General features: G+C 64.8%; 13 protein-coding genes. 7 read left to right on the forward strand and 6 right to left on the reverse strand.

All coding sequences use genetic code 11. The features are described 5' to 3' along the window. Window positions 1–143: 143 nt before the first annotated feature. The 5 genes from QA643_RS03520 to QA643_RS03540 all read right to left on the reverse strand — a co-directional run bounded on the left by QA643_RS03520 (window position 144) and on the right by QA643_RS03540 (window position 5,314). The gene (locus QA643_RS03520) at window positions 144–1,466 is read right to left on the reverse strand and encodes an MATE family efflux transporter (protein ID WP_283031825.1); all 1,323 of its coding nucleotides are present in this window, start codon (window positions 1,464–1,466) and stop codon (window positions 144–146) included. A gap of 2 nt (window positions 1,467–1,468) precedes the next feature. Continuing rightward, window positions 1,469–2,203, reverse strand: a complete 735-nt coding sequence (locus QA643_RS03525) for an MBL fold metallo-hydrolase (RefSeq protein WP_283031826.1) — start codon at window positions 2,201–2,203, stop codon at window positions 1,469–1,471. A gap of 24 nt (window positions 2,204–2,227) precedes the next feature. Further along, window positions 2,228–2,530: a DUF6460 domain-containing protein gene (locus tag QA643_RS03530; protein ID WP_283031827.1), complete on the reverse strand. Its 303-nt coding sequence runs from the start codon at window positions 2,528–2,530 to the stop codon at window positions 2,228–2,230. A gap of 97 nt (window positions 2,531–2,627) precedes the next feature. After that, the gene (locus tag QA643_RS03535; protein WP_283031828.1) at window positions 2,628–4,280 is read right to left on the reverse strand and encodes a cisplatin damage response ATP-dependent DNA ligase; all 1,653 of its coding nucleotides are present in this window, start codon (window positions 4,278–4,280) and stop codon (window positions 2,628–2,630) included. Next, entirely contained in the window at window positions 4,277–5,314 is a 1,038-nt protein-coding gene (locus tag QA643_RS03540; RefSeq protein WP_283031829.1) for a ligase-associated DNA damage response exonuclease, read from the reverse strand. The genes QA643_RS03535 and QA643_RS03540 overlap by 4 nt, the downstream gene beginning before the upstream one ends. A gap of 170 nt (window positions 5,315–5,484) precedes the next feature. On the opposite strand from QA643_RS03540, the gene QA643_RS03545 reads away from it, so the two are divergent. The 4 genes from QA643_RS03545 to pdeM all read left to right on the forward strand — a co-directional run bounded on the left by QA643_RS03545 (window position 5,485) and on the right by pdeM (window position 11,250). Then, window positions 5,485–6,411: a methyltransferase domain-containing protein gene (locus tag QA643_RS03545; protein ID WP_283031830.1), complete on the forward strand. Its 927-nt coding sequence runs from the start codon at window positions 5,485–5,487 to the stop codon at window positions 6,409–6,411. 105 nt (window positions 6,412–6,516) lie between these two features. Beyond that, window positions 6,517–7,746, forward strand: a complete 1,230-nt coding sequence (locus QA643_RS03550; protein ID WP_283031831.1) for an ABC transporter substrate-binding protein — start codon at window positions 6,517–6,519, stop codon at window positions 7,744–7,746. 202 nt (window positions 7,747–7,948) lie between these two features. After that, window positions 7,949–10,528, forward strand: a complete 2,580-nt coding sequence (locus QA643_RS03555; protein ID WP_283031832.1) for a ligase-associated DNA damage response DEXH box helicase — start codon at window positions 7,949–7,951, stop codon at window positions 10,526–10,528. A 50-nt stretch (window positions 10,529–10,578) separates the two neighbouring features. Next, on the forward strand, window positions 10,579–11,250 hold the full coding sequence (gene pdeM / locus QA643_RS03560) for a ligase-associated DNA damage response endonuclease PdeM (RefSeq protein ID WP_283031833.1): 672 nt from the start codon (window positions 10,579–10,581) through the stop codon (window positions 11,248–11,250). Between the two features lie 130 nt (window positions 11,251–11,380). On the opposite strand, the gene QA643_RS03565 is transcribed toward pdeM, so the two are convergent. Beyond that, window positions 11,381–12,244 carry a LysR substrate-binding domain-containing protein gene (locus QA643_RS03565; protein ID WP_283031834.1) on the reverse strand — a complete coding sequence of 288 codons (864 nt, stop codon included), beginning with the start codon at window positions 12,242–12,244 and terminating at the stop codon, window positions 11,381–11,383. Between the two features lie 98 nt (window positions 12,245–12,342). Here QA643_RS03565 and QA643_RS03570 point away from each other — a divergent pair, with 98 nt between their 5' ends. From QA643_RS03570 to QA643_RS03580, 3 genes are all read left to right on the forward strand, one after another. Next, complete coding sequence (locus QA643_RS03570; protein ID WP_283031835.1) at window positions 12,343–13,260, forward strand: DMT family transporter; 918 nt, start codon at window positions 12,343–12,345, stop codon at window positions 13,258–13,260. Window positions 13,261–13,270: 10 nt separating this feature from the next. After that, the gene (locus tag QA643_RS03575; RefSeq protein WP_283031836.1) at window positions 13,271–14,044 is read left to right on the forward strand and encodes an MBL fold metallo-hydrolase; all 774 of its coding nucleotides are present in this window, start codon (window positions 13,271–13,273) and stop codon (window positions 14,042–14,044) included. Between the two features lie 99 nt (window positions 14,045–14,143). Next, window positions 14,144–15,502: a divalent metal cation transporter gene (locus QA643_RS03580; RefSeq protein WP_283031837.1), complete on the forward strand. Its 1,359-nt coding sequence runs from the start codon at window positions 14,144–14,146 to the stop codon at window positions 15,500–15,502. Window positions 15,503–15,530: the final 28 nt, after the last annotated feature.

A 15,530-nucleotide genomic window follows, 5' to 3' on the forward strand; every position in this document is an offset into this window, starting at 1 on the left:
CTCTTCGCGGGGAGAGGTCGGCGCAAAGCGCCGGGTGAGGGGAGCTTCCGCGCATTCAGCTCCATCGAATTCGCGGAGACAGCCCCTCACCCCGACCCTCTCCCCGCGAAGAGCGGGGCGAGGGAGAAGAGTGTCGCCCCAGCTCACGCAAACGACTTTCTCAGCAGTGCCGGATACCTCAGCGCCTCCAGCCCGCCGCGCGCGGCATAGTGCACGAGCAGCGCACCCCACAGTCCGGCGTTGCCGAACGAGCGCAGCGCGAACCATGCGGTGAGAAAGATCAAGAGCGAGGCCACCATCAGATTTCGCATGTCACGCGCCCAGGTCGCGCCGATATAGATGCCGTCAAAGGCAAAGGCGAACACGCCGACCAGCGGCGCGAAAATCACGAACGGCAGGTAATCGCGCGCGATGCGTCGCACATCCACGCTTGCGGTCATGATGTCGATCAACACAGGGCCGAACAGCAAGAAACAGGCGGCGACCGCGAGCGCGAAGCCGAAGCCCCATGCGACGACGAGCTTCACGGCGCCGGCAAAAGCGTCCCTGTCGCGCGCGCCATAGGCGCGGCCGCAGAGCTGCTCGGCGGCATTGGCAAGGCCGTCGAGGAAGAAGCCGCTGATCATCAGGAAATTGTTTAGGACGGCGTTGGCGGCAAGCGTCGTATCGCCCGCGCGCGCGCCCTGCGCGTTGAAGAACAGGAAGGCGGCGATCAGCGCCGCGGTGCGGATCATGATGTCGCGGTTGACCGCGAGCATGCGCAGCAGCTTGGTCCGGTCGAACAGCAGCGCGCGGGAGGCCGCGAATTGCTCGCTCGAAAGGCGGCGTGCGATCAGTAAGCCGAGCATGAGGCCGACAGCCTCGGCGACCAGCGCGGCGATTGCGGCGCCGGCGATGCCGAGATCGAGCACCAGCACCAGCAGCGCGGTGCCTGCGATGTTGGTGAGGTTGATGGTGATCTGGGTGCCGAGCGCAAGCCTGGCGCGGGCCTGTCCGATCAACCAGCCCAGCATCACATAATTGCCAAGCGCCAGCGGCGCCGACCAGATCCGAATCACGAAATAGGTCTTTGCCGCGCCTGTGACGCCCTCGCTGCCGCCCATCGCACCGAGCAGAACCGTGGCCAGCGGCACCTGGAGCGCAATGAGAGCACCGCCGATGATGGCCGCGACGATCAACCCGCGCATCAGGATCGCGCGCAATTCCGAGGTCTCGCCGGCGCCCAGCGACTGCGCTGTGAACGCCACGGTGCTCATGCGCAGGAAGCCGAACAGCCAGAACATGCAGTCGAACAGCACCGAGGCCAGCGCCACGCCGCCGAGCAGGGTGGCGTCGCCGAGCCGGCCGATCGCGGTGGTCGAGACGATGCCGATCAGCGGCGTGGTCAGGTTCGCGACCATCGCGGGACCGGCGATGGCAAAAACCTGGGCTGTCGTGACCCTGGAAGCCGGATTGAGAGCGTGCATGCCTAGAGCTCGACGACCATGCCGTCATGGGCGGCCGTATAGGGCAACTCGCCGAGCCGCCCGAGCATGTCGTCGCTCATATGCGTCAGCACCAGCCGTTTGGCGTTGATCGCGGGAAGATGCGCTTCAAGCGTTTTCAGGCTGAGATGGTTCTTGACGATCTTGTCGTAGTAATAGGCTTCGGCGATGAAGAGATCCGCGCCGCGTGCCGCCGGGATCAGGGTATCAGTCCATTCGGTGTCGGCGCTGTAGGTAATGACGCGGCCTTCGGCTTCGACCCGGTAGGCGAGAAACGGTCCGCCGGATTCGCCGTGGACGACGGGATAGGGCGTGACCTTGACGCCGCCGAACGTCCGGGTCTGCTCCGGTTCAAGCGCGATGGAAGAAAGATCGAAGCGCGGCGGCGTTGTCGAGGAATGCTCGAACAGCGCTTCCCGCAAATTGGCGAGCTTCGTCTCGATGCCTTGAGGGCCTGCGATAACAAGCGGGCGGGTGCGGCGGGTGAACTGTGCGTCCAGCAGCAGAAATGGCAGGCCGGCAAAATGGTCGCCGTGGAAATGCGTGATCAGGATCAAGTCAATGTCGTCGCGCGGGATGCCGAGGCGCTTTAGCGCCGGCAGCGACGACGCGCCGCAATCGATCAGGAAATTGACGGAGGCGCCCGTGACGTGGAAGCAGGTGTTGAACCTGCCGCCGGAGCCGAGCGCATCGCCACAGCCGACAAATCGCAGTTGCATCGGCTGCAGCCTTTCTCGCCGGAGTTAGCGCCCGCGCGGGGCGCCGAACAGCCGCGACAGCAGCCAGATCGGAATCACGATCACGGCGCCGAGCAGGAAGTAGCGCCACAGCCAATTGACGGCGTCGAAGCCGAGATCCCACAGCCGCTGGAATAGCATGCGGATGCTGTGCAGGATGTTCCAGGGATCGAAGCCAATGGCGGCGAGCACCACGCCGACCAGGATTGACAGCAGGATCAGCCGGAACGCCACCGTGAGCGGCGAGCCGCCGAGAAAGCGGTACAGGCCGTCATGGCTGGCCGGCAGGTCTCTGACGTCGTTGGGCATCGGGGTCTCCTCGCGGGTTGTGCCCATTATACGGCACGGCGGGGCACATGGGGAACCCGCCCGTGTCAGTCAATGGCCGCCATGCGCGCCGGGCATGTTAATTTGCCGTCACGTTCTTCAGCATCCGCTCCAGCGTCTCCAGCCGGTCGGCCTCGCGCGGCGGCTTGTCCCAGCGCAGGCGGCTGATGCGGGGAAACCGCATGGCAACGCCAGATTTATGTCGCGGCGAGCGGGCCAGGCCCTCGAAAGCGACTTCCAGCACCAGGCCCTGGTCCGGCTCGTGCACGACATGCCGCACGGGGCCGAATTTTTCGGTGGTATTGCGGCGGACGAAGCGGTCGATCTGCAGCAGTTCCTCGTCGGTGAAGCCGAAATAGGCTTTTCCGACCGGCACCAGTTGCTCGCCGCCCTCGCCATTGGTCCAGACGCCAAAGGTGTAGTCGGAATAATAGGATGAGCGCTTGCCGTGGCCGCGCTGCGCGTACATCAGCACGGCATCAATGATGTGCGGATCGCGCTTCCACTTCCACCACTGGCCTTTCGGGCGGCCCGGCAGATAGACGGCGTCGCGGCGCTTGAGCATCACGCCCTCGACGGCGTCGGCATCCTCGCCGGCGCCGGCACTGGCAGGATCGGCGCGCGCCGCCATCAGCGCATCCCAGCTTTCGAAGGCGATCGTTGGCGACAGGTCGATCCTGGCATCATCGAGCTTTTTCACAAAAGCCTCGAGATGGGCGCGGCGTTCGGCAAACGGCAATTCGCGCAAATCGTTCTCGTCGTCGCCGAGCAGGTCGTAGGCGCGCAAGTGAATCGGAAATTCCTTGATCAGTTTTGGCGAAACCACTTTGCGGTTGAGCCGCTGCTGCAGCACGTTAAAGCTCTGCACGCGGCCCTCGCGCAGCACCAACAATTCGCCGTCGATGGCGCCGGGCAGGTGCAGCGACGGCATCAGGTCGGGGAAACTTTTGGTGATGTCCTCGCCGGTGCGCGAATAGAGCCGCGCCTGCATATGGCCACGCTCGTCGCGGCCGGAGACCGCCTGCACGCGGATGCCGTCCCATTTCCATTCCGCGATGAAATCAGCGGGATCGAGACTGGCAAAATCCGTGTCCTCGATCGCGTGTGCCAGCATCACGGGGCGGAACGGGGTGGGATCGCGGTTGACCGGCTTGTCGCCGCGACCTTCCAGCCAGGCGAACAGTTCGAGATAGGGCGGGGCGAGGCCGGGCCAGATCAGCTCGATGTCGTGCGGGTCCTTGTCGCCGAGCGCGGCCGCGGCGGTTTTCGCCAGCCGCGCCGAAATCCCGATCCGCATCGCGCCGGTGACGAGCTTTAGCAGCGCCCAGCGTCCGGTTTCGTCGAGCTCGTCGAGCCAGCGCGCGAGCTGCGCCGGCAGTTCGGTCTTGCCGAGCGTGCGGAGCGTGGTGACGACCTCGGAGAGGGTGGGCGGTGGCGGATTATTGTGGCCGGCCAATTCGACCTTCGGCCACATCAGCGCAACCGTCTCGGATAGATCGCCCACGTAATCGTACGATAGCCCGAACAGCACGGGATCGGTACGGTCGGCGATCAGGTCGCGGATCAGCCCCGGCTTGGCATGCTTGAACGACAGCGCGCCGGTCAGCGCCGCCAGCGCGTAGCCGCGGTCGGGATCGGGGGTGTCACGGAAGTAGGCGGTAATCAGCCGCAGCTTGTTGTTGCGGCCGGGCTCGTAGGCGAGCCGATCCAGCAGTTCGGCGAAGCGGTTCATGCATCAGCCTCGCCGGCTGCGGCCACCTCGTGCTCCTCCTCATCGCCGTAACCGACGAGGTCGAGCGGCCGCGCGGCAAGGCCGCGCGACTTGCACCAATGCACCAACGCATCTTCCTGGCCATGCGTCACCCAGACCTCGCCGGCTCCGGTAGCTGCGATGGTCGCGGTGAGCCCATCCCAGTCGGCGTGGTCTGATATCACCAGCGGCAGTTCGACGCCGCGCTGGCGGGCACGCGCCCGCACCCGCATCCAGCCTGAGGCAAATGCCGTCACCGGATCGGGAAAGCGCCGCGTCCAGATATCTGAAGTGGCCGAGGGCGGCGCCAGCGTGATGGTGCCGGCGAGATCGGCCTTCTTCATGCCTTTGACCGGGCGTAGCTGGCCGAGCGCGATGCCGCGGCTCTCGTAGTAGTAGGTGATGGTCTCCATCGCGCCATGCAGATAGATCGGCGCATCGTAACCTTGCTCGCGGAGCAGCGCGATCACGCGCTGCGCCTTGCCGAGCGAATAGGCGCCAACCAGATGCGCGCGCTCCGGAAACAGCGCAACAGATGCTAGCAGCTTCTTCACCTCCTCGGCCGCGTCGCCATGGCGAAACACCGGCAGCCCAAAGGTCGCCTCGGTAATGAAGACGTCGCAGGGCACGACCTCGAACGGCGTGCAGGTCGGATCGGGCGCATCCTTGTAATCGCCGGAGGCGACGATGCAGGTATCCTTGCAGCTCACCGCGATCTGCGCCGAGCCCAGCACATGGCCCGCGGGATGGAATTTGATCTTGACGTCGCCGAGCGTGATTTCCTCGCCATAGCGGATGGCCTGCGTGCTGCGGGCGAAATTCTCGCCATAGCGCAGCCGCATCATGTCCAGCGTCTCCTGCGTGGCGAGCACGGCGCCGTGGCCGGCCCTCGCATGATCGGAATGGCCGTGGGTGATCACGGCGCGTTCGACCGGGCGCACGGGATCGATATGGAAGCCGCCCGGCTTGCAGCACAGGCCGGCGGGAAGGGGGATCAGGATGTCGTGCGGACGCATGTCCTGTATATAGGAGGTCTCGCCCCGACTTTTAGCTTGTCATGCGCGGGCTTGACCCGCGCATCCATCCTGAAAGAATCCTTCTTTTGATGGATTGCCGGGGCGCAGACAAGTTTACGTAGTCTGCGCAAGGCAGACCACTATGCCCGGCAATGACAAGTTCGGAACCCATGCCTGCCCGCCTGTTTCTCTCCTCCGGCGATCTGATGGCCGACCGCCGGTTCGAATTTGCGCGCGATCTTCAGTTGAAGGGCGATCTGCCCGCGGCCGCCGATCTGCTGTTGCAGGCAATCGACCTGGCGCCGGATTTCGCATCCGCCTGGTTCATGCTTGGCGGCATCCGCGAGGAGCTCGGCGAGCACGAGGCGGCCGTCGCGGCATTCCAGAAGGCGCAGGCCTGCGATCCCGGCGACCGCCACGGCGCCAGGCTCCGCCTGATGCGGCTCGGCGCGGCGCCCTTGGCCGGAATGTCGCAGGCCTACGTGCAGACTTTGTTCGACCAGTACGCGCCCCGTTTCGAATCCTCTCTGGTGGGCGATCTCGACTATCGCGGCCCGGACCTGTTGTTCCGCGCCGTGCTGAGGGTGCGATCGGCCGAGCGCAAGCCAGCGTTTTTCAAGCGCGCGATCGATCTCGGCTGCGGCACTGGGCTTGCGGCATTGGCCTTCGCCAGGAACGTCGATCATTTCATCGGCGTCGATCTGTCGCCGCGCATGATCGAACGGGCGCGCGGCACAGGCCTTTATGCCGAGCTTGAAGTTGCCGACATGCTGCAGGGGCTGCGCGCGCAGCCGGCCGCCAGCGCCAATCTCATTCTCGCCGCTGACGCCATGGTGTATGTGGCCGATATCGCGCCCGTGCTGGAAGAAGCCGGGCGTGTGCTCGTCTCTGGCGGGCTGATCGCCTTCACCACCGAAACGCATGACGGCGACGGCGTCATTCTCGGCGAGGGCTTGCGCTACGCCCACGCGGCAGCTCATGTGCGCGCCACGGTCGAATCCGCCGGCCTCAAGCTGTCCTTGCTGGAAGACCGCTCGGCCCGTAACGAAGACAACACGCCGGTTCCCGGGCTGGTCGCGGTCGCTGCAAAAACTTGAGTCTAGACGCTACGCACGACGCGAATGCGGCCTTGCGTGCGACATGTCAGCTATTGCCAGCGGCTGCGGAATGCCGGATCAAGACTCCCATAAGGGAGAACAACAATGAAGAAAAAGCAGACCCGGCGCGAATTTGGCGCCACCGCGTTCGCATCCGTCGTCGCATCGACGCTGCCGGCGCCCTTCGTCTGGGCGGCGGAAAAGAAATACGACCCGGGTGCCAGCGACACCGAAATCAAGATCGGGCAGACCGTGCCGCATTCCGGTCCCGGCTCGCTCTACGGCGTGCTCGGGCGCGTCGGCGAGGCCTATTTCCAGATGCTGAACGAAAAGGGCGGCATCAACGGCCGCAAGGTAAAATTCTTTTCCATGGACGACGCCTACAGCGCGCCGAAATGCGTCGAGGCCACGCGGCGGCTGGTCGAGCAGGAGGAAGTGCTGGCGCTGTACGGCTCGCTCGGCACCGCGCCGCAGACCGCCGTGCACAAATATCTCAACTCAAAGGGCGTGCCGCAGCTGCTGCTCAATACCGGCGCGTCGAAATGGAACGACCCGAAGAATTTCAAATGGACCATGGCGGGCCTGCCGCTCTATCCGACCGAGGCGCGCATTCTCGCCCGCCATGTCGTCGGTGTGAAGCCGGACGCCAAGATCGGCATCCTCTACCAGAACGACGATTTCGGCCGCGACTTCCTCGGTCCCTTCAAGAAGGTGCTGGCCGATGCCGGCGGCACCGCCAAGGTGATCTTGGAACAGACCTACGATCTGACCGATCCGACGGTCGATTCTCAGCTCATCAACCTCTCGAAGTCGGGCGCGGATGTCTTCTACAACATCTCGACCGGCAAGGCGTCGTCGCAGTCGATCCGCAAGGTCGCCGAACTCGGCTGGAAGCCGCTGCATCTATTGTCGGCAGGATCGACAGGACGTTCGATTCTCAGCGCCGCCGGCTTCGAGAACGCGAAGGGCATCGTCGCGATCAGATACGCCAAGGAGGTCGGCGTGCCGCGCTTCGAAAAGGATCCCGACGTGCTGGCGTTCGAGGAGCTGCGCAAGAAGTATCTGCCCAACGTCGATCCCGACAACACCATCGCCTTTGCCGGCTATGGCCAGGTCGCGAGCATGGCGGAAATCCTGCGCCGCTGCGGCGACGAACTCACCCGCGCCAACGTGCTGAAGCAGGCAACGACACTGGCCGGCTTCCACTCGCCCTATTTCCTCGACGGCGTAAACTACAGCTACACGCCCGAGGATTACACGCCGATGAAGACGCTCTACATCTCGATCTTCAACGGCAAGGACTGGGATATCTCGGACAAGCCGGTGACGGAGTAGCTGCTCTTCTCCCTCTCCCCGCCCTTCGCGGGGAGAGGGTAGGGGTGAGGGGCTCTCTCCGCGCAGACGGTCGATACAATGTCCGCGGAGAGAGCCCCTCACCCGGATTGCTCCGCAATCCGACCTCTCTCCGCGAAGGGCGGGGCGAGGTGACTTCCGAGGCCCCTCGACGAACCCCTCGCGACGGCTTACCTCTTTCCCTGTGCCGTCGCCTCAACCCTTGCCCCTTGCGCCGCTCGAAACGGCAACGCTCTTGCCCGACCGCTTCCGGCGCTGGTTCGACGCCCGCGGCTGGTCGCCGCGCGAGCATCAGCTTGCGCTGCTGGCCAAGGCCGCCGACGACCGCTCCGCGCTGCTGATCGCGCCGACCGGCGCCGGCAAGACGTTGGCAGGCTTCCTGCCGACGCTGGTGGAGCTCTCGCAGCCCCGCGTGCAGCGGAACGAGGGCCCGAAAAGCCTCATCTCCACCGGCCGTGCCGTCAAACGCACCGGCGGTCTCCATACCCTCTATATCTCGCCGCTGAAGGCGCTGGCGGTCGATATCGCGCGCAACCTGGAAACGCCGATTGCCGAGATGGGGCTGCCGATCAAGGTCGAGACCCGCACCGGCGACACGCCGGTATCGCGGCGGCAGCGGCAGCGGCGCTATCCGCCGGATATCCTGCTGACGACTCCGGAGCAGCTGGCGCTCTTGTTGTCGTCGGACGACGCGCCTTTCCTGTTTTCCTCGCTCAAGCGCATCGTGCTCGACGAGTTGCATGCGCTCGTCACTTCTAAACGCGGCGACCTGCTGTCGCTAGGTTTGGCGCGGCTGTGGCGGCTTGCGCCCGAGATGCGCGGGATCGGGCTATCCGCGACGGTTGCGGAGCCGCAATCGCTGGCGCGGTTTCTGGTACCGCAGCATGCGGGCAGGGAGGACGCCGCCGACATCGTCGTCGCCGGCGGCGCGGCGGAGCCTGTGGTCGAGATGCTGGACACGCAGGAGCGGCTACCCTGGGCCGGCCACACCGCGCGCCATGCGCTTGGCGAAATGTACGAGCTGATCAAGCGCAACAAGACCACGCTGATCTTCGTCAACACCCGCAGCCAGGCCGAAATGCTGTTCCAGGATTTTTGGCGGATGAACGACGACGGCCTTGCCATCGCCCTGCATCACGGCTCGCTCGACGTCGCGCAGCGCCGCAAGGTCGAGGATGCCATGGCAGCCGGCAAGCTGCGCGGCGTGGTCTGCACCTCATCGCTCGACCTCGGCGTCGACTGGGGCGATGTCGACCTCGTCATCAATGTCGGCGCGCCCAAGGGATCGTCACGCCTGATGCAGCGGATCGGCCGCGCCAACCACCGCATCGACGAAGCGTCCCGCGCCGTGCTCGTGCCGGCCAACCGCTTCGAGGTGCTGGAGTGCCGCGTCGCGATCGATGCGATCGCCGAGAATGCGCAAGACACGCCGCCGCTGCGCACCGGAGCGCTCGACGTGCTGGCGCAGCACGTGCTCGGCTGCGCCTGCGGCGAACCGTTTTTCTCCGATGAGCTCTATGCGGAAGTGCTGACTTCGGCGCCTTACGCCTCGCTGACGCGAAGTGATTTCGACGATGTCGTCGATTTCGTCGCCACCGGCGGCTATGCGCTGAAAACCTACGAGCGCTTCGCCCGCATCAAGCAGGATAAGCAGGGCCACTGGCGCGTCGCCAATCCAAAAGTGCGGCAGAGCTACCGCCTCAATGTCGGCACTATCGTCGAGGAAGCGATGCTCAAGGTGAGACTTGTGCGTTCGCGCGGTGGCGGCGCCGGCTCGACCGGCGCGCTCGGCCGCGGCGGACGGATGCTCGGCGAGATCGAGGAAGCTTTCATCGAGGGCCTCGTGATCGGCGATACCTTTGTGTTCAGCGGCGAGGTCGTGCGCTACGAAGCGCTGGCGGAGGACGTCGTCTATGTCTCTCGCGCCAACGACAAGGACGCCAAGGTGCCGTCCTATATGGGGGGCAAGTTTCCGCTCTCGACCTATCTGGCCGAGCGCGTCCGCAAATTGCTTGACGACCGGCGGCAATGGAATGCGCTTCCCGAACAGGTGCGCGACTGGCTGTCGCTGCAGAAGGATTTTTCGCGCGTGCCGGCGGTGCGCGAGCTCTTGGTCGAAACCTTCCCTCGCGCCAACAAGCACTACCTCGTCTGCTACCCCTTCGAAGGTCGGCTGGCGCACCAGACGCTCGGCATGCTCTTGACGCGGCGGATGGAGCGGGCGCGGGTGCGGCCGCTCGGCTTCGTCGCCAATGAATATGCGATGGCGGTGTGGGGGCTCGGCGACATGTCGTTCATGATTCGCCACGGCAAGCTCGATCTCAACGCGCTCTTCGCCCCCGACATGCTCGGCGACGATCTCGAAGCGTGGCTTGCCGAATCGGCGCTGATGAAGCGCACCTTCCGCACCTGCGCCATCATCTCCGGCCTGATCGCGCGGCGCTTCACCGGCGAGGAAAAATCCCGCCGTCAGGTGCTGTTCTCGACCGACCTCGTCTATGACGTGCTGCGCAAGCACCAGGCCGACCATGTGCTGCTGCGCGCCGCGCGCGCCGATGCCGCCACCGGCCTGCTCGATCTGAAGCGCCTAGGTGATATGCTCTCACGCATCCAAGGGCGAATCACCCACCGGGAACTCGAACATGTTTCGCCACTCGCCGTGCCCGTGATGCTGGAAATCGGCCGCGAGTCAGTTTATGGCGAAGCATCGGACGAGTTGCTGGCGGAAGCCGCCGATGAACTGGTCAAAGAGGCGATGGGATAGGCGGAAGGCACGTGACGGCGGGGGCGCAATCTTCGGAAGACGATCAACAGATGCGCGCCTCGAAGGTCATGATATCTGATGTGACGTTTGTCGCCGATGTCTCGGGTGCGCTGTTCTGGCAGGAGCAGTGCCTGCTCGTGGTTTCCGACCTGCATCTGGAAAAAGGCTCCAGCTTCGCCAAACGTGGCGTGCTGCTGCCGCCCTATGACACGGTGGCGACGCTGAGCCGCCTTGCCGTCGTGATCGCGCGGCACGACCCGCGCATGGTGATTGCGCTCGGCGACAGTTTTCACGATTCTGAAGCGCATGAACGGCTATCGACGCCCGATCGCGAGGCGCTCGCGGCGATGCAGGCGCGGCGCGACTGGATCTGGATCTCGGGAAACCACGATCCGGCTTTGCCGTCCGATCTCGGCGGCACGGTCGCGAATGAGGTCGCGATCGGGCCGATCGCCTTCCGGCACGAGCCGACCGGCGCCGCCGGCGAAATCGCCGGCCATCTGCATCCCAAGGCGCGCGTGCCGACGCGAGGCCGATCGATCGAACGCCGCTGCTTCGTTTCCGATGGCGAGCGCGCGGTGATGCCGGCGTTCGGCGCCTATGCCGGGGGGCTGAGCATTCGCGACGCGGCCTTCGCAAAAATTTTCGGCGCGCCCGACTTCATGGCGCATGTGCTTGGCGACAACAGGCTGCACAGCATCATCGCGTCGCGGTGTTATTGAGACTGCACCGATGCGTAGTGGCGTAGGGTGGGCAAAGCGCAGAGTGCCCACCATTCACAAGCGACGTCGTCGATGGATGATGGGCACGTCGCTTACCGCTCCTTTGCCCACCCTACGATTCTTCGTTCTGCTACGCCGCCTTTGCCTGCACATTGCTGCAGAACTCCGCGAGGCGCTCGGCCAGCCGCAGTGTCGCCGGGCTGGCGTCGGGCGAGGCCACCAGCGCCACTTCGGTGCGTTCGATCGGCGCGAATCCATCCTTCGCCGTCAGCACACGGTGATCGGCCTGGATCGCTATCTCCGAGAGAATGGAAAGGCCCATGCCGGCTGCGACCGCGGCCTGGATCCCGGCGAGGTTGGAGGAGGTATAGGCCATGTGCCAGCTGCGCCCGGCGCTTTCCAGCGCATGGATCGCGCCCGCCCGGTACAGGCACCCAGTGGGGAAGCCAATCAGCGGCACCGAGCCGGTGCGGGTATCGCGCGGACGGCTTTTGCTGGTGACCCAGTGCACGCGCTCAGGCCACACCGCGATGCCGCCCTTTTCTCCCGCCGCGCGCTTGAACAAGGCGAGATCGAGTTCGCCGCGCTCGAGCTCACGCTTGAGGTTGGCGCTCTGATCGGCGCGCACGTCGAGCCGCAGGCCGGGATGCGAGCGCGAGAACGCTGCCAGCAGTTTGGCCAGACGGTAAGCGGCGAAATCCTCGGGCACACCGAGCCTGACCGCGCCTTCGCTTTCCGGCCGCGCCATCACATCGCGAGCTTCCTCAGCCAGCGCCAACAGCCGCCGCGCATAGGAAAGTAGCCGCTCGCCGGCTTCGGTCGGCGTTACGTCCTTGCCGTTGCGGTTGAGTAGCGGCTGGCCGACATCGTCTTCCAGCCGCTTGATCTGCTGGCTCACCGTCGATTGCGTGCGATGGACGCGCTCGCCGGCGCGGGTGAAGCCGCCGGCATCGACCACGGAAACGAAGCTGCGCAGGAGCTCCAGATCGAGCATGTGAATGCTCCATTCATAAATCCACTGGAATCCAGTCTATCATTTAATTTCCAAATATCAAGGCAAAGCCCTAGATCATGGGCAAAGGAGACTTTGCCATGTCGCTCGCGCCCTCCGTCGCGGTTCCCCGTACGGCCTTCAACCCGCTCTCGCTCTATATTGCGGCGTTCTGCCTGCTCTGGAGCTTTGCCTTCGTCGCTGGCAAGATCGGCGTCACTGACTGTCCGCCGCTGATCCTGCTCGCCGCGCGCTTCTCGCTGGCGGGCGTGCTGATCCTCGGCATTTCCGCACTGCGCAGCGAAAAATGGGATCTGTCGTGGCGCGACGCTGTCGTGTTCGCCGTGCTCGGCGTCGCCAACAATGCCCTCTATCTCGGCCTCGGCTATACCGGGCTGCAGACGGTCTCCGCAGGTCTCGGCGGCCTGATCGTATCAGCCAATCCGGTTTTCACCGCGATGCTGGCTGCGCTGTTCCTCGGCGAAGCCATGACGTTGCGCAAGGTGACGGGCCTCGCACTCGGCATCGCCGGCGTCGCCTTCATCGTCTGGCATCGCATGTCGGTCGGGACCGATGACTGGCACGGCATCCTGTTCACGCTGGCGTCATTGGTCTCGATCGTGGCCGGCACCATCCTGTTCAAGGCGCTGGCGCCGAAGGGCTCACTGTGGATCGGCAACGGCATCCAGAACATCGCCGGCGGCCTTGCCGTGATGCCGTTCGCGTTCACGCTCTCCAGCTTCAGCGAGATCGTGCCGAGTGCGCGGCTCGCCGGTGCCTTTGCCTTCCTCGTGCTCGGCGGCTCGATCCTCGCTTACCTGCTCTGGTTTCATCTCCTGAAAGTGTGTGGCGCGACGGCCGCGAGTGCCTATCATTTCCTGATGCCGCCGCTCGGCATGCTGTTCGCCTTTCTCGTGCTCGGCGAGCACGTCGAGTTCCGCGATTTGCTCGGCATCCTTCCCGTCGCGCTCGGCATTTACCTGGTGACCCGCCCCGCTGCGGCCGGCCCGTCTGCATAAGGAGAACATCATGACCGTGACCATCACCCTGATCGGCGGCCCCACCGCGTTGATCGAAATCGACGGCTTCCGTCTGCTGACCGATCCGACCTTCGATCAGCCCGGCGACTATCAACTGCCGCATGTAAAGCTGGAGAAACTGACCGGACCCGCGATGAGCGTGCGCGATGTCGGCGCGATCGATGCGGTGCTGCTGAGCCACGATCAGCATTCGGACAATCTCGATCATTCCGGGCGCGACTTCCTCAAAGAAGCGAAGCGGGTGCTGACAACGGAGGTGGGCGCAAAGCGGCTCGGCGGCCACACCGAGGGTTTTGCGCCCTGGGCATCGACCGAGCTCAAGAAGAACGGCCACTCGCTGACCATCACCGCGACGCCGGCCCGTCACGGTCCGGCCGGCATCGAGCCGCTGGCGGGCGATGTCATCGGCTTCGTCGTGGAATCCAGCAAGCCCGGCAGCCGCCCGATCTACATCAGCGGCGACACCACCTGGTTCGACGGCGTTGCGGAAGTGGCCAAGCGTTTCACATGCGGCGTGGTGCTGCCGTTCGCCGGGGCCGCGCAAACCCGCGGTCCGTTTCATCTCACCATGGATACCAACGATACGATCGAGACCGCGCGCGCGTTTCCGGACGCGGTGATCGTGCCGGTGCATACGGATGGCTGGGCGCACTTCAAGCAGAGCGCCGGCGATCTTCGCGCCAGCTTCGACACGCTCGGTTTCGGATCGCGGCTGCGCATCCTGGAGCCGGGCGTCGCGACGATCGTCGAAATGCTGTCCTGAGCCCAGCCACGCGTGTATCCAGCTCCCGCGGCCCTGAAGTAGGTTCCTACATAGGAACCGGGATCCTTCGGGGTCGTTGTCGGTGGGACTGGATCGGGCATGACAAATCGAACCAAATCAAATTCCAAGCATCTCGCGAGTCGGGCTTCCAGTCACTCCAAGCAAGGAGAAAAGGCCGGTCCTCGGCGGGCATTCAGCTTCCGCGATGCGCTTAAGGCGCTCGGTCCCGGCCTGATCACCGGCGCGGCCGATGACGATCCGTCTGGGATCGGCACCTACAGCCAAGCCGGCGCGCAATTCGGCTACGGCATCGGCTGGACGATGCTGCTCACGTTTCCGCTGATGGCGGCGATCCAGGAGATCTCGGCGCGGGTCGGCCGCGTCACCGGTCACGGCATATCCGGCAATGTGTGCCGGCACTATTCGAATTGGCTGCTGAACGTCGTGGTGGCGCTGCTGTTCATCGCCAATACCATCAACATCGGCGCCGATCTCGGCGCCATGGCGGACGCGACCAGGCTGCTGATCGGCGGCCACAGCATTGTCTATGTCCTGCTGTTCGGCCTTATCTCGGTCGGCGCGCAGATCTTCCTCGATTACAAGCGCTACGTCGCGGTGCTGAAGTGGCTGACGCTTAGCCTGTTCGCTTATGTCGCAGCGCTCGCTTTCGCCAAGTTGTCGTGGGGCGACGCGCTTGCCGGCATCCTGCTGCCGCGCCTTGCCTGGAATTTCGACTATTTCACCACCATCGTCGCGATCTTCGGCACGACGATTTCGCCCTACCTGTTCTTCTGGCAGGCCTCGCAGGAGGCCGAGGATCAGCGCGTCGATGCGAGCAAGCGCCCGCTGATCGAAAAGCATTACGGCGCCCGCCGGGAATTCAGCCGCATCCGCGCCGACACCATCATCGGCATGGCGTTCTCGAACCTGATCGCGCTGTCGATCATCATTACTGCGGCGGCGGCGTTGCATGCGGCCGGCAAGACCAACATCCAGAGTTCGGCGGAAGCTGCCGAAGCGCTGCGTCCGATCGCCGGTGTGCTTGCTGAAGCGATCTTTGCGCTCGGCATCGTCGGCACCGGCCTGTTGGCGATCCCGGTGCTGGCTGGCGCCACGGCTTACGCGGTCGGCGAGGGGCGGCGCTGGCCGGTCGGTCTTGCCCGCAAGCCAAAGGAAGCCGCCGCTTTCTACGCCGTGCTGGCGCTGTCGGCAGGGATCGGCATCGCGCTGAACTTCACGCCGATCAACCCGATCTCGGCGCTGTACTGGAGCGCCGTCATCAACGGCGTGCTCGCCGTGCCGGTGATGGTGCTGTTGATGCTGATGGCAAAGCGACGCGATGTGATGGGCACCTTCGTGGTCAAAGGCCCACTGTATTGGCTCGGCTGGCTGTCGACGATTGCGATGATGCTCAGCGTCGTCGCGATGGCTGTGGGGTTTTTCGTCGGTGGTAAGTAGTGCCACGTACTCCAGACCTCATCCTGAG

It is taken from the genome of Bradyrhizobium sp. CB3481, assembly GCF_029714305.1.
GTDB lineage: Bacteria > Pseudomonadota > Alphaproteobacteria > Rhizobiales > Xanthobacteraceae > Bradyrhizobium.

Bases quoted from the DNA above. Each gene is read 5' to 3' on its own strand.
- QA643_RS03525 (WP_283031826.1), bottom strand. From the start codon at position 2,203: ATGCAACTGCGATTTGTCGGCTGTGGCGATGCGCTCGGCTCCGGCGGC.
- QA643_RS03550 (WP_283031831.1), top strand. From the start codon at position 6,517: ATGAAGAAAAAGCAGACCCGGCGCGAATTTGGCGCCACCGCGTTCGCA.
- QA643_RS03540 (WP_283031829.1), bottom strand. From the start codon at position 5,314: ATGCGTCCGCACGACATCCTGATCCCCCTTCCCGCCGGCCTGTGCTGC.
- QA643_RS03545 (WP_283031830.1), top strand. From the start codon at position 5,485: ATGCCTGCCCGCCTGTTTCTCTCCTCCGGCGATCTGATGGCCGACCGC.
- QA643_RS03580 (WP_283031837.1), top strand. From the start codon at position 14,144: ATGACAAATCGAACCAAATCAAATTCCAAGCATCTCGCGAGTCGGGCT.
- QA643_RS03530 (WP_283031827.1), bottom strand. From the start codon at position 2,530: ATGCCCAACGACGTCAGAGACCTGCCGGCCAGCCATGACGGCCTGTAC.
- QA643_RS03570 (WP_283031835.1), top strand. From the start codon at position 12,343: ATGTCGCTCGCGCCCTCCGTCGCGGTTCCCCGTACGGCCTTCAACCCG.
- pdeM (WP_283031833.1), top strand. From the start codon at position 10,579: ATGCGCGCCTCGAAGGTCATGATATCTGATGTGACGTTTGTCGCCGAT.
- QA643_RS03575 (WP_283031836.1), top strand. From the start codon at position 13,271: ATGACCGTGACCATCACCCTGATCGGCGGCCCCACCGCGTTGATCGAA.
- QA643_RS03520 (WP_283031825.1), bottom strand. From the start codon at position 1,466: ATGCACGCTCTCAATCCGGCTTCCAGGGTCACGACAGCCCAGGTTTTT.
- QA643_RS03565 (WP_283031834.1), bottom strand. From the start codon at position 12,244: ATGCTCGATCTGGAGCTCCTGCGCAGCTTCGTTTCCGTGGTCGATGCC.
- QA643_RS03535 (WP_283031828.1), bottom strand. From the start codon at position 4,280: ATGAACCGCTTCGCCGAACTGCTGGATCGGCTCGCCTACGAGCCCGGC.